The sequence below is a fragment of the Clostridioides sp. ZZV15-6383 genome, assembly GCF_020657735.1.
Taxonomy (GTDB): Bacteria; Bacillota; Clostridia; order Peptostreptococcales; family Peptostreptococcaceae; genus Clostridioides; species Clostridioides difficile_D.
Window position 1 is genome coordinate 37921 of the sequence record NZ_JAGWCV010000018.1, and the last position, 23606, is coordinate 61526.

The 23606-nt window shown below is 29.6% G+C and carries 20 protein-coding genes and 1 riboswitch; all 20 genes read left to right on the forward strand.

All coding sequences use genetic code 11. From position 1 onward, the window contains the following. The first annotated feature begins 6 nt into the window (after positions 1-6). Positions 7-525: a GrdB-related putative oxidoreductase gene (locus KGF42_RS08830; protein WP_054272864.1), complete on the forward strand. Its 519-nt coding sequence runs from the start codon at positions 7-9 to the stop codon at positions 523-525. A 93-nt stretch (positions 526-618) separates the two neighbouring features. Further along, complete coding sequence (locus KGF42_RS08835; RefSeq protein ID WP_227821188.1) at positions 619-1578, forward strand: N(4)-(beta-N-acetylglucosaminyl)-L-asparaginase; 960 nt, start codon at positions 619-621, stop codon at positions 1576-1578. Positions 1579-1623: 45 nt separating this feature from the next. After that, a complete protein-coding gene (locus KGF42_RS08840; RefSeq protein WP_227821189.1) occupies positions 1624-2676 on the forward strand; it encodes a Sapep family Mn(2+)-dependent dipeptidase in 1053 nt (350 codons plus the stop codon). Between the two features lie 2 nt (positions 2677-2678). Beyond that, positions 2679-3353, forward strand: a complete 675-nt coding sequence (locus KGF42_RS08845; protein ID WP_227821190.1) for a copper homeostasis protein CutC — start codon at positions 2679-2681, stop codon at positions 3351-3353. Between the two features lie 557 nt (positions 3354-3910). Further along, complete coding sequence (hpf, locus tag KGF42_RS08850) at positions 3911-4462, forward strand: ribosome hibernation-promoting factor, HPF/YfiA family (RefSeq protein ID WP_054272868.1); 552 nt, start codon at positions 3911-3913, stop codon at positions 4460-4462. Between the two features lie 131 nt (positions 4463-4593). Next, complete coding sequence (gene secA / locus KGF42_RS08855) at positions 4594-7269, forward strand: preprotein translocase subunit SecA (protein WP_227821191.1); 2676 nt, start codon at positions 4594-4596, stop codon at positions 7267-7269. 14 nt (positions 7270-7283) lie between these two features. Further along, positions 7284-8391 (forward strand): peptide chain release factor 2 gene (prfB, locus tag KGF42_RS08860; RefSeq protein WP_227821192.1). Its coding sequence is split into 2 segments (ribosomal slippage): positions 7284-7358 and positions 7360-8391, totalling 1107 coding nucleotides; the frame shifts between segments, so codons are not numbered across the junction. A 144-nt stretch (positions 8392-8535) separates the two neighbouring features. Continuing rightward, a complete protein-coding gene (locus KGF42_RS08865; protein WP_227821193.1) occupies positions 8536-10677 on the forward strand; it encodes a Tex family protein in 2142 nt (713 codons plus the stop codon). Positions 10678-10825: 148 nt separating this feature from the next. Then, positions 10826-11992, forward strand: a complete 1167-nt coding sequence (locus KGF42_RS08870; protein ID WP_227821194.1) for an amidohydrolase — start codon at positions 10826-10828, stop codon at positions 11990-11992. A 58-nt stretch (positions 11993-12050) separates the two neighbouring features. Beyond that, positions 12051-12168: riboswitch (FMN riboswitch) on the forward strand. Positions 12169-12292: 124 nt separating this feature from the next. After that, positions 12293-12901: an ECF transporter S component gene (locus KGF42_RS08875; RefSeq protein ID WP_227826148.1), complete on the forward strand. Its 609-nt coding sequence runs from the start codon at positions 12293-12295 to the stop codon at positions 12899-12901. Between the two features lie 332 nt (positions 12902-13233). Continuing rightward, entirely contained in the window at positions 13234-14274 is a 1041-nt protein-coding gene (locus KGF42_RS08880) for a DUF4116 domain-containing protein (protein ID WP_227821196.1), read from the forward strand. A 138-nt stretch (positions 14275-14412) separates the two neighbouring features. Then, positions 14413-14865 carry a tRNA (adenosine(37)-N6)-threonylcarbamoyltransferase complex ATPase subunit type 1 TsaE gene (gene tsaE, locus KGF42_RS08885; RefSeq protein WP_227821197.1) on the forward strand — a complete coding sequence of 151 codons (453 nt, stop codon included), beginning with the start codon at positions 14413-14415 and terminating at the stop codon, positions 14863-14865. After that, a complete protein-coding gene (tsaB, locus tag KGF42_RS08890; protein ID WP_227826149.1) occupies positions 14865-15581 on the forward strand; it encodes a tRNA (adenosine(37)-N6)-threonylcarbamoyltransferase complex dimerization subunit type 1 TsaB in 717 nt (238 codons plus the stop codon). Before tsaE ends, tsaB begins: the two co-directional genes overlap by 1 nt. Continuing rightward, complete coding sequence (gene rimI, locus KGF42_RS08895) at positions 15571-16047, forward strand: ribosomal protein S18-alanine N-acetyltransferase (protein ID WP_227821198.1); 477 nt, start codon at positions 15571-15573, stop codon at positions 16045-16047. Before tsaB ends, rimI begins: the two co-directional genes overlap by 11 nt. Before the next feature lie 5 nt (positions 16048-16052). Then, positions 16053-17069, forward strand: a complete 1017-nt coding sequence (tsaD, locus tag KGF42_RS08900) for a tRNA (adenosine(37)-N6)-threonylcarbamoyltransferase complex transferase subunit TsaD (protein ID WP_227821199.1) — start codon at positions 16053-16055, stop codon at positions 17067-17069. Between the two features lie 295 nt (positions 17070-17364). Next, positions 17365-20073 carry a 4-hydroxyphenylacetate decarboxylase large subunit gene (hpdB, locus tag KGF42_RS08905; RefSeq protein WP_227826150.1) on the forward strand — a complete coding sequence of 903 codons (2709 nt, stop codon included), beginning with the start codon at positions 17365-17367 and terminating at the stop codon, positions 20071-20073. A 3-nt stretch (positions 20074-20076) separates the two neighbouring features. After that, positions 20077-20334, forward strand: a complete 258-nt coding sequence (gene hpdC, locus KGF42_RS08910; RefSeq protein WP_054272880.1) for a 4-hydroxyphenylacetate decarboxylase small subunit — start codon at positions 20077-20079, stop codon at positions 20332-20334. Further along, on the forward strand, positions 20327-21277 hold the full coding sequence (hpdA, locus tag KGF42_RS08915) for a 4-hydroxyphenylacetate decarboxylase activase (RefSeq protein ID WP_107594651.1): 951 nt from the start codon (positions 20327-20329) through the stop codon (positions 21275-21277). Before hpdC ends, hpdA begins: the two co-directional genes overlap by 8 nt. Before the next feature lie 310 nt (positions 21278-21587). Then, complete coding sequence (locus tag KGF42_RS08920) at positions 21588-22550, forward strand: type II CAAX endopeptidase family protein (RefSeq protein WP_227826151.1); 963 nt, start codon at positions 21588-21590, stop codon at positions 22548-22550. Between the two features lie 435 nt (positions 22551-22985). Further along, positions 22986-23453 carry a VOC family protein gene (locus KGF42_RS08925; protein ID WP_107595568.1) on the forward strand — a complete coding sequence of 156 codons (468 nt, stop codon included), beginning with the start codon at positions 22986-22988 and terminating at the stop codon, positions 23451-23453. Positions 23454-23606 lie beyond the last annotated feature (153 nt).

Sequence of the window (23606 nt, forward strand, 5' to 3'; positions counted from 1 at the left end):
AAGATTATGAAGAAAATAGTTATGATATTGGACCAAATACAAGCTGGAGCTGGAGGAAAAGAGAAAAGTAATATACCTCCTGCTGGAAAATCAAGCCCATTAGGACCAGGTATAATGATGGAACCATTTTTAAATGAATCTAAGGTAATAGCTACATTATTTTGTGGAGATGAATTTTTTGTAAATAACGAAGAAGAAGTAACAAACAAGATGATAGCTATGGTAAAAAAATTAAACCCTGATGTAGTAATTTGTGGGCCAAGTTTTAATTATGAAAACTTTTCTAAGATGTCGGCAATACTATCTAGAAACATAAATGATAAGACTGATATACCAGCTTTTGCAGCTATGTCAGAAGAAAATGTAGATGTTATAAACGAATATAAAAACGATATATGTATAGTTAAGACTCCAAAAAAAGGCGGAATTGGGCTTAACGATTCATTAAATAACATATGTAAGTTAGCGAAAGCAATGGCAAATAAAGAAGATATAACTATGATGAAAGAAGAATTTTGTTATTAATTAAAGTATCAATAATTAACAAGTTTGAATATTATACTATTTACAATAAATATACATTAGTAGAATCTATATAATAAGGAGGGGAATTTTAACATGTGGGGTATGATAGCGACATGGAGAATGGCCCTAGAAGGGATAACTGAGGCATCAGAACATTTAGAAAAAGGCATGGAAGCAGGTGATGCTGTAGAGCTTGCTGTAAGAAGAGTTGAAGATTATCCATTCTATAAATCGGTTGGATATGGTGGACTTCCAAATGAAAACTGTGAGGTAGAACTTGATGCTGCATTTATGGATGGTAACACATTAGATATTGGAGCGGTTGCAGGTATAAGAGATTATTCTAATCCTGTCAGCATAGCTAGGAAGTTAAGCTATGAGAAGGTAAATAATTTCTTAGTTGGAATAGGTGCTGAAGAATATGCTCATAAAAATGGATTTGAAAGAAAAAATATGTTGACTGATAGAGCAAAGTTACATTATAAGAAGAGAAAAAAAGAAACTTTAGATAAGGGATTAAGTCCATATGCTGGTCATGATACTGTGGGTATGATATCTTTAGATAAAAATGGAAAGATGTGTGCAGCTACATCAACAAGTGGATTGTTCATGAAGAAAAGAGGTAGAATAGGAGATTCTGCACTATCTGGTTCGGGATTTTTTGTTGATAGTAGTGTAGGAGGAGCTACAGCTACTGGTCTGGGAGAAGATTTGATGAAGGGATGTATATCTTATGAGATAGTTAGACTTATGAAAGAAGGAAAACATCCACAAGAAGCGTGTGATATAGCAGTAAATGAACTTGACAAACAGCTTATCAAAAGAAGAGGAAAAGCTGGTGATTTATCATTAGTTGCCATGAATAATAAAGGTGAATGGGGAGTAGCTACAAATATAGCGGATTTTACTTTTTCAGTAGTAACTAAAGAGGAACCCCCTACTGTATATATTTCAAATAGAGTAGATGGAAAGACTATACATAAGGTTATATCAAATGAGTGGATGGAAGCATATGAAGCTAGAATAAAAGCACCAATAGAATTAAGTGAATAAAGTAGCTACATAATAAAGTAGAGTTTTTATAATAAGGAGATTTTTATGAATATCATAAGTAATAAAATAGATGAATTAAAAGAAGATTTATTAAGTGATATTATAGATATTGTAAAAATACCTAGTGTTAAAGGGGAGTCAGAAAATGGCTTCCCTTTTGGTGAAAAAGTAGGGGAAGCACTTAATAAAGCATTAGAAATTTCAGAAAAATTGGGATTTAAGATTAGAAATTTAGATAATTATATTGGTTATGCAGAATATGGAGATAGCGAAGAATATGTCTGTGTAATTGGGCATGTAGATGTTGTACATGAAGGAGAAGGTTGGAAGTATCAGCCTTATGAAGGAAAAGAAATTAAAGGAAGAATTTATGGCAGGGGAGTATTAGATAATAAAGGTCCTATAATGTCTGCTTTATATGGATTATATGCTATTAAAGAATTAAACCTAAAATTAGATAAAAAAATTAGGATAATATTTGGTACAAATGAAGAAAGTGGATTTGAAGATATACCATATTACTTGAAAAAAGAAAAAGCACCTATTATGGGATTTACACCAGATTGTAAGTATCCTGTTGTGTATGGTGAAAAAGGTATGGCTAAGATTAGAATCAAAAGTAAAAACAATTATGAAGAAGATACATTCTTAGGTTTTATAGAAAGTATGTCTGAAAATGTGCTTGTTACATATAAAGAGTTACATAAAGAAAATAGTAATATTATATTGGATATAAAGGTAAAATACGATTTTAGTTATAAACTAAAAGATGTGTTAGATGAGATAAAATGTAGTTTTCCAAGTAGTATTGAGATAGAGGTAATCTCTAATTTTAATCCTGTATACTTTGATAAAGAAAGTAAGCTTATTAAAAAACTTCAGATAGCTTATGAAAGGGTAACATCATTAGATGGAGCTCCAGTAACGACTAATGGAGGGACATATGCAAAAGTAATGCCAAATATAGTTCCATTTGGGCCTTCATTTCCAGGACAAAAAGGAATAGCTCATAATCCTGATGAATACATGGACATAGAAGATATAATATTAAATGCAAAGATATTTGCAAATGCAATATATGAATTGGCAAAGGAGTAGTTATGTTAGAGATAATAGGAATGACAGTAGAAGATGCTAAAATTATAGAAGATTGTGGTGCAGATAGAATAGAGTTAGTTAGTGCCTTAACTGAAGGTGGGTTGACACCAAGTTTTGGTCTTATAGAAAGAGTTGTTAACAGTGTAAAGATACCTGTGAACGTAATGGTAAGACATCATGCGAAAAGTTTTGTATATAGCAAAGAAGATATAAGTATAATGCAAAAAGATATAAGCGTAATTAAAGAGATTGGTGCTAATGGAGTTGTGTTTGGGGTATTGGATAAAAACAACAATATAGATGAGAAAAATCTAAATATCTTATTGAAATATTGTGATAATCTTGATGTTACATTTCATAGAGCTATAGACGAATCAAACACAATGGATAGTGTTAAAACTTTGAAGGATTATGATAAAATTACAAACATACTAACATCAGGGGGTAAAGGAAGTATAGTTGATAACATACAAATAATAAAGAATATGATGCTTAGTTCTAATCACATAAAAATTCTTTTAGGTGGAGGACTTAATTTTAATAATATAGAAAAAATAAAGGAATCAACTAAATCAAGTAATTTTCACTTTGGTACAGCTATTAGAATAAATAACAGTCCTTTTGAAGATATAGATAGACAAAAGCTTAAACAACTCGTAAATATAATTTCAAGATAGTTATAGATAAAAATATAAAATACTTAGTTTAAATAAAGAGTGTGAGTTAATTATAATTTGGGTATATGAATGTTAATAGGTATAAAATATGAAATTATTGTTGAGGGTGCTTTATCACTTTTGGATAGTATTAAATATAAATAATGAAAGAAAAGATAGAATATGGAGGTTTTAGAGGGTTTATATTTATAAAAGTTAAATGGCATATAATACATATAATTTCCTAAAATTACCAACTTATGACATGAATTCACATATTAATAAACAATTAATGGAGATTTTTGTGGATAGAAATGGATATAAGTAGTAGTAAAAATAGCTTTAAATAAACAAAAACAAGAGTTATTAACAATTTTATCCACATTATCCACAGGTATTTGTAATAATATTAATCCACATGAGTATTAAGATAACTAAAAATAATAAATAATTCTATCAATTGAATAGAAAAAATCATAAAAGTTAATAATAAAAAGAGGATTATGAGAGTTCGTGTAGAATATATTATTTAAAGTATAAATTTTCTTATACTGGCATAATTGAAGGGAGATGTACTTATGAACATAATTATATCTGGAAAACAAATCGAATTAACTGATGCAATAAAAAATAAAATCGAAAGCAAACTAAGTAAGTTAGATAATTACATCCATCCAGACACTGATGTAAAAGTTACAGTAAGTGCTAGAAAAGCAAGACAAAAAATAGAAGTAACAATAGCTACTGTAAATGGACCTATAATTAGAGCAGAAGATATGCAGGAAAATTTATACACAGCTATAGATGTGGTATACGATAAATTAAGTAAACAATTAAAAAAATATAAAAAGAGATTACAAGATAAACATAAAGATAACAAGAGTATAAGATTCCAAGATGCAGAGATAAATCTAGCTGATGAACAAGAGGATTATGGAGATGAAAATCAAGAGTTAGTAATTCAAAGACGTAAAAAATTTAGTGTTAAGCCAATGAGTGAAGAAGAAGCTGTATTACAGATGGAGTTAATAGGACATGATTTTTATATGTTCAAGAACATAGATTCAGATGAAATAGCAGTAGTTTATAAACGTCATAATGGTGGATATGGTATAATAGAACATGAATAAAGCAATTTAGATTTAATCATATTAGCTATCGATAAATAAATTATCGATAGCTTTTTAAATTAATATTAAAAGTATAGTTTTTATGGTAAAATGAATAATAGTACAATAAAGAACGAGGAGAGATGTAAAATATGAGCTTTATGGATAATTTATTCAACATGGCAGATAAAAAAGAATTAAAAAAGTTCAATAAAACTGTTGATATAATAGATTCATTAGAACCTAAGTTTGAATCTATGGCAGACTCGGAACTTAAAAATATGACAAATATATTTAAAGAGAGATTAGCAAATGGTGAAAGTATAGATGATATACTTCCAGAAGCTTTTGCAGTAGTTAGAGAAGTTTCTAAGAGAGTGTTAGGACTTAGACACTACAGAGTTCAAATGATTGGAGGTATAGTTCTACATCAAGGAAGAATAGCAGAAATGAAAACAGGTGAAGGTAAAACTTTGGTTGCAACTGCCCCTGTTTATTTGAATGCGCTTACTGGAAAAGGGGTACATGTTGTAACAGTAAATGATTACCTTGCAAAACGTGATAGAGACCAAATGGCAAAAATCTATGAGTTTTTAGGAATGAGTGTAGGTGTTATTATACATGGTCAAAATCCAAAAGTTAGAAAAGAGCAATATGATTGTGATATAACTTATGGTACAAATAATGAGTATGGATTTGACTACTTAAAGGACAATATGGTAATACACAAAGAGCAAAGAGTTCAAAGAGGATTAAATTATGCTATAGTGGATGAGGTTGACTCTATACTAATAGATGAGGCTAGAACACCACTTATAATATCTGGGCCTGGAGACAAATCAACTCACTTATATTCAGATGCAAATACATTTGTTTTAACTTTAAAACCAGATGATTATGAATTAGAAGAAAAAGATAAGGCTGTATCTCTAACAGCGTCAGGTATACAAAAAGCAGAAGTATATTTTAATGTTGATAATATAACAGATATATCTCATACAGAATTATATCATCATATAAATCAAGCTTTAAGAGCACATGTAATAATGAAGAAAGATGTTGATTATGTTGCTAAAGATGGAGAAATAGTAATAGTAGATGAGTTCACAGGTAGACTTATGTTTGGTAGAAGATATTCAGACGGTTTACATCAAGCAATAGAAGCAAAAGAAGGTCTTAAAATACAAAGAGAGTCCAAAACATTAGCTACTGTAACATTCCAAAATTACTTTAGAATGTACAAAAAACTTTCTGGTATGACTGGTACAGCAAAAACAGAAGAAGAAGAATTTAAAGCAATCTATAAAATGGATGTTTTCCAAGTGCCTACTAATAAACTTATGGTAAGAGAAGATTTACCAGATTGTGTATACAAAAGTGAAGCAGGTAAGTTTAATGCTGTAGCTCAAGAAATAATTGAAAGACATAAGGTTAATCAACCAATACTTGTAGGTACAGTATCAATAGAAAAGTCAGAGTTATTGTCACAAATACTAAAGAAAAAAGGTATTAAACATGAAGTATTAAACGCTAAACATCATAATAAAGAGGCAGAAATAATAGCACAAGCTGGTAGACTTGGAGCTGTTACAATAGCCACTAATATGGCTGGCCGTGGTACCGATATAGTTCTAGGTGGGAACCCAGAGTTCTTAACTAAGAGAGAAATGAGAAGAAATGGATTTAAAGAGGAAATAGTAAATAGAGTAGATACTCCAATAGAAGGAATACCTGTAAAAGGAAATGAGATTCTATTTGAAGCTAGAGCAGAGTATGAAAAACTATTTGAAAAGTTTAAGCAACAAACACAAGAAGAACAAAAACAAGTTATAGAAGCAGGTGGACTTGCTATAATTGGTACAGAAAGACACGAGTCTCGAAGAATAGATAACCAGTTGAGAGGTCGTGCTGGTCGTCAAGGTGACCCGGGTAGTTCAAGATTTTATATAGGTCTTGATGATGACCTTATGAGATTGTTTGGAAGTGATAGAATATCTGGAATCGTAGATAAAATCGGTCTTGAAGAAGATATGCCTATAGAACATAGAATATTGTCTAAATCTATTGAAGGAGCACAAAAGAAAGTCGAAGGTAAAAACTTTGGAATAAGAAAGCATGTACTTCAATACGATGATGTTATGAATAAACAAAGAGAAATAATATATGCAGAGAGAAAGCGTGTACTAGAAGGTGAAGATTTACAAGAACAAGTACAATCAATGACTCATTCTATAATAGAAGAAGCGGTTACTCTTTATACGCAAGATAAAGGATTTGATGAAGAAGGATTTAAAGAACATATGTATAATCTGTTCTTACCAAAAGGTAGTATAGAAATCCCAGAAATAGAAAAACTTAATCCAGTTGAAATAACAGAAAAGGTTTATGAAATAGCTATGAAGATATATACTTCAAAAGAAGAACAGGTTGGATATGAGAGAATGAGAGAGGTTGAGAGAGTAATCTTACTTCAAGCTGTTGATAACCATTGGATAGACCATATAGATGCTATGGACCAATTACGTCAAGGTATAGGTCTTCGTGCTGTAGGTCAACAAGATCCAGTTATTGCCTATAAAATGGAAGGTTTCGACATGTTTGATGAAATGAATAAACATATCAAGGAAGATACTGTAAGATATTTATTTAATATAACAATAGAAACTCCAGTGGAAAGAAAAGCAGTTGTAGATGTTGAAAATCTATCTTCTCCATCAGATGGAACACTTCCAACAAGTAAAACAGTTAAAAAAGATGAAAAAGTTGGAAGAAATGACTTATGCCCTTGTGGAAGTGGTAAGAAATATAAAAACTGTTGTGGAAGATAATCTCGGAGGATTAAATGTTAAAGTTACAAGAGTATAGACATAGTATGGAGCATATAGCTTCAAATTTAGAAGAATTGAGGGTTTCTCTTTGACATGGCTTCGTTGATGGAAAAAATACAAATCAATGAAGAAAAGATGAATAAACAAGACTTCTGGAACGATAATGAGGTCGCTCAAAGAGTACTTCAAGAAAATAAATCTTTAAAAGAGACATTAGAAGAATATGAAAGCTTAAAAAACTTATTAGAAGATATAGAAGTATTGATTGAAATAGGCATAGAAGAAGATGATGATTCTGTAGAAAAAGACATAGAAAAGTCCATAGAGTTAATAGAAGAAAAATTATCTGAAATAAAAATAAAAACTCTTCTAAATGGAGAGTATGATAAAAATAATGCTATATTATCTATAAACGCTGGTACTGGTGGTTTGGATGCTCAAGATTGGGCTCAAATGCTTTTGAGAATGTATATAAGATGGTCAGAAAGTAAAGGTTATAAAGTTAAGCTCTTAGATATAATATCAGACCCTGAGGCTGGAATAAAGACAGCTACAATTCTTGTAGAAGGAACAAATGCTTATGGATATTTAAAGAGTGAAAAGGGAGTTCATAGGTTGGTAAGAATATCTCCATTTGACCCATCAGGAAAAAGGCATACTTCATTTGCATCTATAGATGTAACACCAGAGCTAGATGAGAATATCGAAGTGGAAATTAATCCATCAGATTTGAAGATAGACACATATAGAGCATCTGGTGCTGGAGGTCAACATGTAAATACAACTGATTCAGCAGTTAGAATAACACATATTCCTACAGGTGTAGTAGTTCAGTGTCAAAATGAAAGGTCTCAACATCTGAACAAAGACAGAGCTATGAGACTTTTAATGGCAAAGTTGATAGAATTAAAAGAGTTAGAACAAAAAGAAAAAATAGAAGATATACAAGGAAAATACTCACAAATAACTTGGGGTAGTCAAATTAGGTCATATGTTTTTCAACCATATAAGCTGGTTAAAGACCATAGGACAAATGCTGAGTTTGGAAATGTAGATAGTGTAATGAATGGAAATATAGACTTGTTTATTAATGAATACTTAAAAATGAATAAAACAGTTTAATAAATATGCACTGTAATAAAGATATACGTATAGGAAGGTTAGTGTTTAATATGCACTTACAGCACTTAGGCTGAGGACTACAACCCTCAGCCTTCGTTCTGTCTTATTATACTTATGAAAAAACTAACATTAGGAGTGAATAAATTGGATATAAATCAAATCTTAAAAAAAGAATTTAATCTTAGAGATGAACAAATAAATAATACATTAAAACTTATTGATGAAGGAAATACAATACCATTTATAGCTAGATACAGAAAAGAAATGACCGGCGAAATGAGTGATGTTACATTAAGAGAATTCTATGAAAAATTGATGTATTTGAGAAACCTTCAAAGTAGAAAAGATGATGTAGTTAGACTAATAGATGAACAAGGTAAGTTAACAGATGAAATAACACAAAATATAGAAAAAGCAAAAACATTGCAAGAAGTAGAAGATATATATGCTCCATATAAGCAAAAGAAAAGAACCAGAGCAACAATAGCAAAAGAAAAAGGACTAGAAAACTTAGCATTGTCAATACTAGAGAATAATTTAGATAGTATAGAAATAGAGGCAAAGAATTATATAGATGAGGAGAAAGAAGTTCTTTCTGTTGAAGATGCTTTAAAAGGTGCTAGAGATATAATTGCAGAATTAGTATCAGATGATGCTAAGGTTAGAAAGTATATAAGAGAATTAGCTTTAAGAGAAGGCATGATAGTTAGCAAAAACTCTACTGATGAGAAATCAGTTTATGATATGTATTATGATTATAGTGAAGCAGTAAAAAGCATGGCTCCACACAGAGTTTTGGCAATAAATAGAGGAGAAAAAGAGAATTTTTTAAAGGTTAAGTTAGAAATAAATAATGATAAAGTTTTAAATTACATAATAAATGAATATGTAAATGATAAAAATTTTAAAAATAAAGAAGAAATCGTAAGTTCAATAGAAGATTCTTATAAAAGATTAATTTTTCCATCAATAGAAAGGGAAATAAGAAATCATTTAACAGAAATAGCTCAAGAAAGAGCTATAAGTGTATTTGGAAAAAATGTTAAAAGTTTATTACTTCAACCACCAGTTAAAGACAAAGTTGTTATGGGATTTGACCCTGCTTTTAGAACTGGATGTAAAATAGCTGTAGTAGATAAAAATGGTAAACTACTAGATTATACAACCGTATATCCAACAGACCCTCAAAATGATGTAGAAGGAGCAAAGAAAGTTTTAAAAGGATTGATTGAAAAATACGATATAGATATAATTTCAATTGGCAATGGGACTGCATCCAGAGAATCAGAGACTTTTGTATCAGAAATGATAAAAGAGATAGATAGAGAAGTACAGTATGTTATAGTTAGTGAAGCTGGAGCATCTGTTTATTCAGCATCTGAACTTGCAAATGAAGAACATCCAGATATAAATGTATCAATAAGGGGAGCTATATCTATAGCTAGAAGATTACAAGACCCATTAGCAGAACTTGTAAAAATAGACCCTAAAAGTATTGGTGTGGGTCAATATCAGCATGACTTAAATAAAAAGAGACTAGAAGAAGTACTAGATGGAGTTGTTGAAGATTCTGTAAATAGTGTTGGAGTAGATTTAAACACAGCATCATACTCTTTGCTAGAACATATTGCAGGAATAAGCAAGACCATTGCAAAAAATATAATAGCATATAGAGAAGAAAATGGAGATTTTACATCAAGAGCACAACTGAAAAAAGTAAAAAGACTGGGAGTTCAAGCATTTACTCAATGTGCTGGATTTATGAGAATTTTAGAGGGCAAAAATCCACTAGATAATACAGGTGTGCATCCTGAAAGTTATGACATATGTAAAAAAATGATTGAGATAATTGGATACTCTTTAGATGATGTAAAGAATAAAAATATAGAAGAAATAGATGAAAAAATAAAAGAGATTGGCTTGAAAGAATTAAGTGAAAAACTAGAAGTAGGACAAGTTACTTTAAAAGATATCATAGCTGAAATCAAGAAGCCAGGAAGAGACCCGAGAGAAGAAGGTATAAAACCTATACTTAGAACAGATGTCTTAAAAATTGAAGATATACAAGAAGGTATGACTTTAAAAGGTACAATAAGGAATGTTGTAGATTTTGGTGCATTTGTAGATATTGGAATAAAAAATGATGGATTAGTTCATAAATCAGAAATGAGTAATAGCTTTGTAAAAGACCCTATGAGTATTGTTACAGTAGGTGATATAGTAGATGTAAAAGTCATTGGAATTGACTTAAATAAAAAAAGAGTCGCCTTATCAATGAAAAAGTAGATAAGTTTATGTATGATTATAATGACCAAACTCTATGTCTGTAAACACGATTCATAGAATATATAAATATTAAAAAATGTAAAAGTATTTTGTAAGAAAATAGTGTTAAAAAGAAGTACGATAGTCTTGAAAATCAGGAGGAAAATGAATGGTTTTTATAAAAAATGGTAAAATAAATACCATAACAAATGGGATAATTCATGGAGATATCCTTATAGAAGAAGGAAAAATAATAGAAATAGGAAAAGATTTGATAGCACCTTTGGATGTAGATGTAATAGATGCTAGTGATAAACTTGTGTTTCCTGGATTTATAGATGCACATACTCATTTAGGTTTGTGGGAAGATGGTATAGGGTTTGAAGGAGCAGATGGAAATGAAGAAACTGACCCAATAACACCACAACTAAATCCTATAGATGGAATCAATCCAATGGATAGGACTTTTAAAGAAGCCTTTGAAGGTGGAATAACTTCTGTTTGTACAACTCCTGGAAGTGCAAATGTTATGGGTGGTCAATGTATAGCTATAAAAACATATGGAAAAAGAATTGATAAAATGGTAATAAAAAATCCAGTTGCATCTAAAATAGCATTTGGAGAAAATCCAAAGAGTTGTTATGGTCAGGATGATAAATCTCCTCAAACTAGAATGGCTATAGCAGCATTGATTAGAGAAAATTTAAAAAAAGCAGAAGAATATCTAGAAGATATTGATATGTATGAAAGTAATGATGAAGAAGATTGTGAAAAGCCTGAATACGATATAAAAATGGAAAGTTTAATACCTGTTTTAAGAAGAGAAATTCCTTTCAAGGCACATGCTCATAGAGCAGATGACATGTTTACAGCAATAAGAATTGCAAAAGAATTCAATTTAAAACTTACATTAGACCATTGTACAGAAGGTCATCTTATTGTAGATGAATTAATGGAGGAAGGATTTCCTGTAATAGTAGGTCCATCTTTATCAGAAAGGTCTAAATTTGAACTTAGAAATTTGACATTTAATACAGCTGGAATACTTTCAAATGCAGGTCTTAATGTATGTATAATGACAGACCATCCAGTAATACCAGTTCAATATCTTCCAATCTGTGCAGGTATTGCAGTCAAACATGGTATGAAAGAAGAAAAAGCAATAGAATCAATTACAATAAATCCAGCTAAGATTTTAGGGATAGAAGATAGAGTAGGCTCTATAGAAGTTGGTAAAGATGCAGACATAGTAATTTGGGATAATTCTCCACTGGAGATTCAAAGTAATGTACTTTACACTATAATAAATGGCAAAGTAGTATATGAGAAAAAATAACTTGACAATTATTAAAAAATTAACTAATATAAGAGTGTAAGGAAAATTAAAAATCAAAGAAGATCTTCGGGGCAGGGTGAAATTCCCTACCGGCGGTATAGCCCGCGAACTACTTAGGTGGTTGATTTGGTGAGATTCCAAAGCCGACAGTAAAGTCTGGATGAGAGAAGATATTTATGGAAGATAAATAAGTTTATTTTAGTTTGTTTAAACTATATCCATAAAAACTCGAAGATAGGGTCTTCGAGTTTTTTGTTTTTCCTAAAAAATATAAACATATTGATTAGGGGGAAAATAATTATGCAAAACACAGCAAAAAGAGGAAATATGATTTCAACAAGAACTTTAGTAGTAATGTCCATTTTATCTGCAATATCTTATTTATTAATGTTTATTCAAGCACCAATACCAGGTATATTTCCAGATTTCTTAAAAATAGACTTATCAGATATTCCAGCAATATTTGGAGGAATGTCTCTAGGACCATTAGTTGGATTTGGAATAGTTGTAGTAAAAAATGTGCTACAAGCGATAACAGCAACAACAACTGGAGGAATAGGAGAATTTGCAAATATATTAATTGGTGGTTCTTATGTAATGATACTTTGTTATTCATATAAGAGAAGCAGAGACTTAAAAGGTGTGTTGATTGGTTTTGTATTAGGAACAATAGCTATGACTATAATTGGTTCATTAGTAAATTATTTTGTAATGTTGCCATTTTATGGTAAATTTATGGGACTAAACGCTATAATAGGTTTAGGTTCAGCTATAAATCCTCAAGTTCATGATTTATTCACTTTTGTAATTTGGATTATAGCTCCATTTAATGTCTTGAAGGCTGTTATAATATCTTTAGTAACAGTACCACTTTATAAAAAAATGGGAAATATAATAAAAAATAATTAGACAAGAAAATATAAAATTTCAAAATTAAATGTATTGAATAGCCATAATTTATTTGTAACTTCAGTCCTATATTGTGATTGATATATTAAATATATTATGGCTTTATTAATTTATCAAAAAATGTATATAAAATAAGAAATATTTAGACAAATTTAATTTTTAAAATAAAGGAAGAATTAAAACGATTAACTATTAAAATATGAAAAAGGTATCTACAATATACAGAGCGAATTCATAATAAACAAAAAATAAAGCTACTATTAAAAATATATAAAGATTAATAATCAAATTTTTAATAGTAACTAATTTAATAATGATGGGAGTGTATATTCATGAGCTTATCTAAAAAAATAAAAAAACTATTTTTAGATGATAAAGGGTATTATTTTAATAGTAATTGGGAAAATATTCATATTGGTATTTATGATACAAAATTAGGAGATTCTTTAAAGTATATCACTAATGAATATATTGAAAATATGGAAAGGGTAAAGTACGATTATCGTGAATTAAAAAATATAAAAAATCAAACAGATGGTATGTGTATTTTAGCTATAAGGCAGAGTTATAAGGCATTAGAGTATGTAAAAAATCAAACAGAAGAAATATGTTTAGAAGCTATAAAGTACAACTATAGAGCACTTGAATATGTAAAAGAACAAACAGAGTATCTATGTCTTGAAGCTATAAAAAAGGATTGTAATGCACTTAAGTATGTACGAAATCAAACAGAGGAGCTTATTATAAAAGCAATAAGACACTCTTCCAATATAGATGTTGTAAGTATATTAAAGGCTTTAGATGTTCAAACAAGAGGTATATGTTTAGAAGCAATTAAAAAAGATGGCAGGTGTCTTGCATATGTTAGAGAGCAGAGTGAAGAATTATGTATAGAAGCCATTAAGCAAAATTATAAAGCATTAAAATATGTACAAAATCAAACGGAAAAAATGTGTATAGAATCTGTAAGCCAAAATGGTATGGCATTACAATATGTAAATAAACAAACTGACAAAATATGTATGGAAGCTGTCAAACAAGATGGCAGGAGTCTACAATTTGTTAATAATAAGACAGAAGAAATATGTATAAATGCGATAAGATATTTAAATAAAAGATACAATATTAAAGATGTATTATGTTACATAGATAACTATACAGAGGATATATGTATAGAGATTGTAAGACAAAATGGAAAGATGCTCATGTATATAAAAAATCAAACAGAAAGAATGTGTATTGAAGCAGTAAAAGAGAATTATAAGTCTCTTAAGTATGTAAAAGAGCAATCTGAGAGAATATGTAAAGAAGCATTAAAGCAAAATTATAAAGCAAAAGAGTACGTAAAAATTGCTATTGACGATTGTATATAAGGTGTAGATAAAGCCATCAATAGTAAAAGATAAAAAAAGATAAATACAAGTACTTTATAATAATCTAGGCTTATACTATAATTAATTAAGCAGTGATATAAATTCACATGACGATTATATCAAAATGGAGATGAATTGATGGTAAAAATATACTTAGAAAATGAAAATAAAACTAGAGAAATAGGATATAAATTAGGTAAACTTTTAAAAGAAGGTAGTGTTATCTGTTTAGTAGGAGATTTAGGGGCTGGCAAAACTACAATGACACAAAGTTTGGCAGATTCATTAGGTATAAAAGATTATATAACAAGTCCTACTTTTACTATAATAAATGAATATGAAGGGAAAATACCTTTGTATCATTTTGATGTTTATAGAATAGTTAGTAGTGATGAAATGTATGATATTGGATATGATGAATATATAAATTCAAATGGAATTTGTATAATAGAATGGGCTAATCTAATAGAAGAGATACTTCCAAAAGAATATTTAAATATAGAATTGAGATATAAGGATGAAGGAAGAGAAATGATATTAACTCCAAAAGGAGAGGTTTATAAAGAGATAGTTGAGGAGCTGACTAAATAATGAAAATACTAGGTATGGATACATCTTCTATGGCAGCAAGTGTATCAGTTGTTGAAGATGATAACTTAATATGTGAGTTTACAGTGAATAACAAAACAACACATTCACAAAAGCTTATGCCAATGATAGAAAATATGTTAAGCATAAGTGATTTAAGTATAAAAGATATGGATTTATTGGCTGTATGTATAGGGCCAGGTTCATTTACAGGTCTTAGAATAGGTATGGCCACAGTAAAAGCTATTGCTCATGTAAATAATATACCAATAATAGCTGTGAATTCTTTAGAATCTCTAGCAAATAACATGAATTTCTGTGATAGAAAGATATGTTGTATATTAGATGCACAAAAAAATCAAGTTTATTCAGCTAAATACAAGTTTGAAAATGGAGAGCTGATAGAATTAGATGGTGTTGATGTTGTAGAATTTGATACTTTAGTGGATGAAATTGTATCAAGTAACGAAGAATTTATAATAGTTGGAGAAGCTGTATACAAATATAAAGATAAGCTAGAGAATATAAAAAATATAAAAATACTCTCACAAGCTCATAATGTATCTAATGCAGGAAGCTTATGTTCTCTAGCACTAAATAAATATAATAAAAATATAGATGTACATACTTGTTATACAATAAATCCTATGTATATCAGAAAATCTCAAGCTGAAGTACAATATGATGAAAAAATGAAGAGGCTAAATAATGAAAGATAATACAAAATTAATAGCAGATGATATAAAAATAGAAGAAATGACCATTAAAGATATAGATGAAGTTTTTGAAGTAGAAAAAAATTGTTTTGAAGATTACTGGTCAAAAGAGTCTTTTAGAAAAGAGTTGTCTAATGAAGTCGCAAGGTATATAGTAGCTAAGTTAGATGGAAAAATTGTTGGATATGTGGGAATTTGGCTTATATTTGATGAAGGCCATATAAATAATGTGGCTGTTCATAGTGACTATAGAGGTAAAAAAATAGGGGACAAGTTAATAAAAGGCATAGTTGATTTATGTAAAGATAATAATATTGCATCTATGACATTAGAAGTTAGAGCATCAAATAAAATAGCACAAAATTTATATAGAAAATATGGATTTAAAATGGGTGGAATAAGAAAAGAATACTACAGTGATAATAAAGAAGATGCAATTATAATGTGGAACCAATTAAAAGAGGTGTAGAGTTTATGAGTGATATAATAACATTAGCTATAGAAAGTAGTTGTGATGAAACAGCTGCATCAGTTTTAAAAAATGGTAGAGAAGTACTTTCAAACATAATCTCTACTCAAATAGAGACACATAAAAAATTTGGCGGTGTAGTTCCTGAGGTAGCTTCAAGAAAACATGTGGAGAATATTGATATAGTTGTTCAAGAAGCTTTATACAAAGCAAATATAGGATTTAGTGATATAGACCATATTGCAGTTACATATGGACCTGGATTAGTAGGAGCTTTATTAGTAGGTCTATCTTATGCTAAGGCACTTGCATATACCTTGAATATTCCACTTGTAGGAGTGAATCATATAGAAGGTCATCTAAGTGCAAATTATATAGAGCATAAGGACTTGAAACCTCCTTTTATAACATTGATAGTATCTGGAGGTCATACTCATTTAGTAGAAGTTAAAGATTATGGTAAATATGAAATTTTAGGAAAGACAAGAGATGATGCGTCTGGAGAAGCCTTCGATAAGATTTCAAGAGCTATGAATTTGGGTTACCCAGGAGGGCCTATTATTGATAATTTAGCTAAAAAGGGAAATAAGTATGCTATAGAATTTCCAAGAGCTTATTTAGAAGAGGATAGCTATGACTTTAGTTTTAGTGGTCTAAAATCTTCTGTATTAAATTATCTAAATGGAAAAAGGATGAAAAATGAAGAAATAGTAGTTGAAGATGTTGCTGCATCTTTTCAAGAGGCTGTAGTTGAAGTTTTAACTACTAAAGCATTAAAAGCAGTAAAAGATAAAGGCTATAATATCATAACTCTTTCTGGTGGAGTTGCTTCTAATTCAGGTCTTAGAGCTAAAATAACAGAGCTTGCAAAAGAGAGTGGTATTGTTGTTAAATATCCTCCTCTAATTTTATGCACAGACAATGCAGCCATGATAGGGTGTGCAGGATATTATAATTTTATAAATGGTAAAACACATGATATGAGTCTAAATGCAGTTCCAAATTTAAAGATAAATCAGTAATATGAACCAAATTTATAAATATATTAAGAAATTGTTTTAAAACAATAAATAAAAGTAAAATTAAATATAATAAAATAAGTTCAGTATATATTAAAACTTGAAGTAAAACTATATATAACCTTTATATTCTGATGAATTTCAATGTGTTTAGGATATAAATATTATTTATGGTTTGAATTTGCTTCAAGTTTTATTTTTTTGTAGAAGGATTATTTTAAAAAGTGGGTAATGTGCCCTTTTTTTTCATTGTAAAAAAGTTTTATACTAATTATAGAAATATTAAGGAGGGGAAGAAATGAGTCAAAGTAAAGAAGAGAAAATAAGAAGTATTTTGGAAGCAAAAAATATTAAGTCAAATTTTCAGAATAAAGAAAATTTAAATGAATTTAATGAAAAAAAAGCAAGTAAAAGAGCTGACGATTTATTAAATGTATACTACAATACATTATCTACAGCTGATATGGAATTTCCATATTGGTATAATAGAGAATATAGAAAATCAGATGGTGATATACCAGTAGTTAGAAGAGCTAAAGCTCTTAAAGCTGCTTTTTCCCATATGACTCCAAATATAATACCAGGTGAAAAGATAGTAATGCAAAAAACACGACATTATAGAGGGTCATTCCCAATGCCTTGGGTAAGTGAAAGTTTCTTCGTGGCTCAAGGAGAACAAATGAAGGAAGAAGCGAAGAAGTTAGCTAGTAACACAGCAGATGAACTTACAAAATTTGGTTCTGGTGGGGGAAATGTAACTGAAAGCTTTGGAAATGTTGTTTCAATAGCTGGTAAATTTGGAATGAGAAAAGAAGAAGTACCTGTACTTGTAAAAATGGCTAAGGAATGGGTTGGAAAATCCGTTGAAGATTTAGGTTTTCACTATGAAAAAATGATGCCAGATTATGATTTGAAAGAAAATTTAATGAGTACACTTATTTGTATGTTCGATTCAGGGTATACACTTCCTCAAGGTAGAGAAGTTATAAATTACTTTTATCCTTTAAATTATGGATTAGATGGAATTATAGAAATGGCAATGGAATGTAAAAAAGCAGTTGCAGGAAATGCATCTGGAGATGGGCTTATTGGAATGGACCGTCTATATTTTTATGAGGCTGTTATTCAAGTTATTGAAGGATTACAAACTTGGATTTTAAATTATGCAAAGCATGCAAAATATTTAGAAAGTATAGAGACGGATTTAGAAGCTAAAAAAGAATATTCAGATTTAGTGGAAATATTAGAACATATTGCACATAAACAACCTCGTACATTTAGAGAAGCCATTCAATTGACTTATACAATTCATATAGCATCAGTAAATGAGGATGCTATATCTGGTATGTCTATAGGTCGTTTTGGTCAAATTTTATATCCTTGGTATGAACAAGATATAGAAAAAGGAATAATTACAAAAGAAGAGGTTATAGAATTATTGGAGCTTTATAGGATAAAAATCACTTGTATTGACTGTTTTGCTTCAGCAGGTGTAAATGGAGGAGTATTATCAGGAAATACATTTAATACTTTATCTATAGGTGGATTAAGAGAAGATGGTTCTACAGGAGCTAACGAATTAGAAGAGTTATTATTAGAAGCAAGTATGAGATGTAGAACTCCTCAACCTAGTTTAACTATGTTATATGATGAAAAGCTTCCAGAAGATTTCTTAATGAAAGCTGCTGAATGTACAAAGCTTGGTTCTGGTTATCCAGCATGGGTGAATAACTCAAATGGAACAACATTTATGATGAAACAATTTGCTGAGGAAGGTATGACTGTTGAGGAAGCAAGAGCATTTGCATTAGGCGGATGTTTGGAAACATCTCCAGGATGTTGGAAACAATTGATTTTAAATGGAAAAACATACTCTATTGCAGGTGGAGCAGGACAATCTGCTGGCTCTGGAGTCCATTTTATAGCTAATCCTAAAATCTTAGAACTTGTTCTTATGAATGGTAAGGACCATCGTATGAATATACAAGTATTTGAACCTCATAATAAGCCATTAGATACTTATGAAGAAGTTATAGAAGTATTTAAAGATTATTATAAACAAGCAATAAATGTTTTAGAAAGAGCAAACAATATTGAGTTAGATATATGGAGAAAATTTGATACTTCTATAATAAATTCACTATTAAAACCAGACTGTTTAGACAAAGGTCAACATATAGGAAATATGGGGTATCGTTATAATGCAACATTAAATGTAGAAACTTGTGGTACTGTTACTATGGTTAATTCATTTGCAGCGCTTAAAAAACTTGTATATGATGACAAAGCGTTTACAATAGAGGAAATGAAGGATGCTATATTAAATAACTTTGGATTTAAAGATGCATTAGAAGTTGGAAATTATTCTATGGCAGACCAAGTAAAAGTAGATAAAACTGGTAAGTATGATGTTATTTACAAGGCCTGTCTTGATGCACCTAAATATGGAAATAATGATTTATATGCAGATAATATTCTTAAAAACTATGAGGTATGGTTATCAAAAGTATGTGAAGAAGCACAATCTTTATATGCTAAGAAGATGTATCCTTGCCAAATATCTGTTTCTACACATGGACCACAAGGAGCTGCTACTTTGGCTACTCCAGATGGTAGACTAAGTGGAACAACATATTCAGATGGTTCAGTTTCTGCATATGCAGGAACAGATAAAAATGGTGTATATGCATTATTTGAGTCTGCAACTATTTGGGACCAAGCAGTAGTTCAAAATTCTCAGATGAATTTAAAACTTCATCCGACAACTATAAAAGGACAACAAGGTACTAAAAAATTATTAGATTTAACAAGAAGTTATTTAAGAAAAGGTGGATTCCATATTCAATATAATGTTGTAGATTCAGAAACATTGAAAGATGCACAAAAAAATCCTGACAATTATCGCCAATTAATGGTACGTGTTGCTGGATTTACTCAATATTGGTGTGAATTAGGTAAACCAATACAAGATGAAGTAATTGCTAGAACAGAGTATGAAGGGGTGTAAAATATGAGAAAGCATAGTGATTGTATGAATTTTTGTGCAGTAGATGCAACCAAAGGAATTTGTAGATTATCAAAACAAATGATTAATTTAGATGATGAAGCATGTCCAGAAATAAAAGCAATGCCAAAATGTAAAAATTGTAAAAATTTTGTTGATGCTAATGATGAAGGCATAGGTAAATGTGTTGGGTTAGAAAAGGAAGATTGGGTATATTCAACATTGAATGCAATTACCTGTGAAGGACATGTGTTTAATGAGTAATCAAAATAAACTAGAGGGTATGATTTTTGATGTACAAAGCTTTTCAGTCCATGATGGACCAGGTTGTAGAACAACTGTATTTTTAAATGGGTGTCCACTTAGTTGTAAATGGTGTGCAAATCCAGAAAGTTGGACTATTAGACCACATATGATGTTTAGTGAGTTATCTTGTCAATACGAAAATGGATGTACTGTATGTCATGGTAAATGTAGAAATGGTGCATTGAGTTTTAATCTTGATAATAAGCCAATTATAGACTGGAACATATGTAAGGACTGTGAAAGTTTTGAATGTGTCAACTCATGTTATTATAATGCGTTTAAATTATGTGCAAAACCTTATACTGTAGATGAACTTGTACAGGTAATTAAACGTGATTCTAATAATTGGAGAAGTAACGGAGGAGTAACATTTAGTGGAGGTGAGCCACTACTTCAACATGAATTTTTACATGAAGTATTATTGAAGTGTCATGAGGTAAATATACACACTGCCATTGAAACGAGTGCATGTGTATCAAATGAAGTTTTTAATAAAATATTTAAAGATATTGATTTTGCATTTATTGATATAAAGCACATGGATAGAGAAAAGCATAAAGAACAAACAGGTGTATATAATGATTTAATACTAGAAAATATATCAAACCTTGTGAATTCTGACTGGAATGGAAGATTAGTACTTAGGGTACCAGTTATCTCTGGGTTTAATGATAGCACTGAAAATATAAATGATATTATATCTTTTATGCACAAAAATAATTTAGTAGAGATTAACCTATTACCATTTCACAGATTAGGAGAATCAAAGTGGATTCAATTAGGCAAGGAATACGAGTATTCTGATAAGGGAGATGTTGATGAAGAACATCTTGAAGAATTACAAGATATATTTTTAGATAATGGTATAGCTTGTTATGTTGGTCATGAGACAGCATTTTAAAAGCAAGTATTATAAGAATTAATTTAAAAGAGGATGTTACACTAAAAGCTAGTGTGACATCCTTTTTCGAGTGAAAAATAATTAAGCAAAGTTTTTGTCTATTCTACATATTTTTTATATTACATCATAGTTATAAAGATTGATTTAAATTTATACATTAGTATCTCTTTTTTATAGCTTAAATTATGACTAGAAAGTATACTACGTTTATCTTGTAGTAGAAGATTTATGGTAAAATATTACTATAAAAAAATTAAGAGAATCTGTCTTAGAAATAAACAAAAATAACCATTAGGAGGAAGACATCTATATGAATAAGTTATGGAACAACTTGATTATTAAGAACAAAGACAAAAAAGTACGTTCAGGGTGGATTATTATAGCTGTTATGGCTACCTTTTACATACTTGAGTATTATTCAGGATTTATACTTATAGAAGTATTACGAAAGATTTTGATTGCTACAGGAGATATTAATCAAAAAACAAACTATTTTTCAGAATATGCCAATTGGCTAAATGATGTTGGTTTACCAATTATACTTCAAATTTTAACAGATGCACTTATGATTATCATACCTATAATCACATGGAGATTTATTATGAAAAATCCGATTAGCGAAATGGGATTACATTCTTTTAAGGTTAAGAAAAAAGACAGCTATGTAGGAATGTTATTAGGAATATTTAATTGTACAGTAATCTTTATTATAACAATAACAGTTGGTGGTGGGCATGTTGTTTCATGGGTACCAAAAATTTCATCTTTAACAGTTTCCTGGATAGTTGTATTTGTTGTAGTTGCTTTTGCAGAAGAAATTTTAAATCGCGGCTTTTTTATGGCAGTTTTACGAAGATGTAAAAATGTTTATTTTATAATGATTGTTCCATCTGTTATTTTTGGACTGATTTATATATGGAATCCCGATGTGACATTTTTGTCTGTAGTTAATATTATAATTATTGGAATTCTTTTTTCATATATGTTTATAAAATCTTCGAATATTTGGATGTGTATAGGTTACCATTTTACATGGAATGTATTTCAAGGGATTATATATGGTATGCCCGTTAGTGGGCTTCAAGTACCAGGTATTATAACTACACAAATAAATCATAGCAATCTATTAAATGGTGGGATGTTTGGTATTGAAGGTGGAATTTCGACTACTTTTGTTAACATGCTTAGTTTTATATTTGTATGGTACTATTATAGAGATTCTAAGTATGATTTTGTTAGTAACAAAGTAAATGTACACAATATTAAGAATTAGTTAATTAGTTTAAATATTAAACAGGGTTTTGATTGTTTTTTTAATTTTTTATATGTCTGGATAGCCTTATTTTATCAGCTATCCAGACATTTTTAATTTTGGTTTATACTGTTAACTTTTTATATTTTAACCCTTAGGCGTGGTATATATCGTGCTAAATTTCTATGCTATCAGACTTCGCATTTCTGTTTTTACTCCCTCAAACAAGATTTACTACACATCATATAAATGATGTCCAAGCTCTTCTGTTTCATTGGAATCTGCGACAGATGTCTGTTTTTTACAAGATTAAAATTTATATTATATGATATAATCAACTCAACTATTTCAATAAGACTTATAATTTTTTTATTTATACTATATCTTATTGAAATCTGTATAGTTTAATTTTACTTATATAGTATAAATAAAATATGTGTGTATCAAGGAGGAAATATGAAGTTTTTAAATGCTTTAATAGTGGTTGAAGATATTGAGAAATCAAAAAAGTTTTATTATGATGTTTTAGGATTAAAAGTAATTTGTGATTTTGGAGAAAATGCCGTATTAGATGGTAATATATCATTACAAGAAAAGAAACTTTGGTTAGAGTTTATTAATAAGAGTGATAATGAAGTTAAGTTCAATGGAAATGATGCTGAGTTATATTTTGAGGAAGAATATTTTGATACTTTTATTGAAAGATTGAGTGCAATGAAAGATATAGATTACGTTCATCTAGCTGTAGAACATAGTTGGGGACAAAGAGCAATTAGATTTTATGATTTAGATGGGCATATTATTGAGGTTGGAGAAACTATGTCATCTGTATGCAGACGTTTTTTAGATAGTGGGCTTTCAATGGATGAGGTAGCCAAAAGAATGGATGTGACTGTTGAATATATTGAATCAGTTTTAGATTAGATAGATTATATTAAAATAAAAGAGCTTTTAAAATAAAGTGTGTATTCTTCTAAAAAGTGGTGATAATTAAAATATTAAATATCACTATATAAAGGAAGGTGCACACTTTTTATGTTTAACAAAAACGAAATATTAAAAAAACTTATTGAAGAA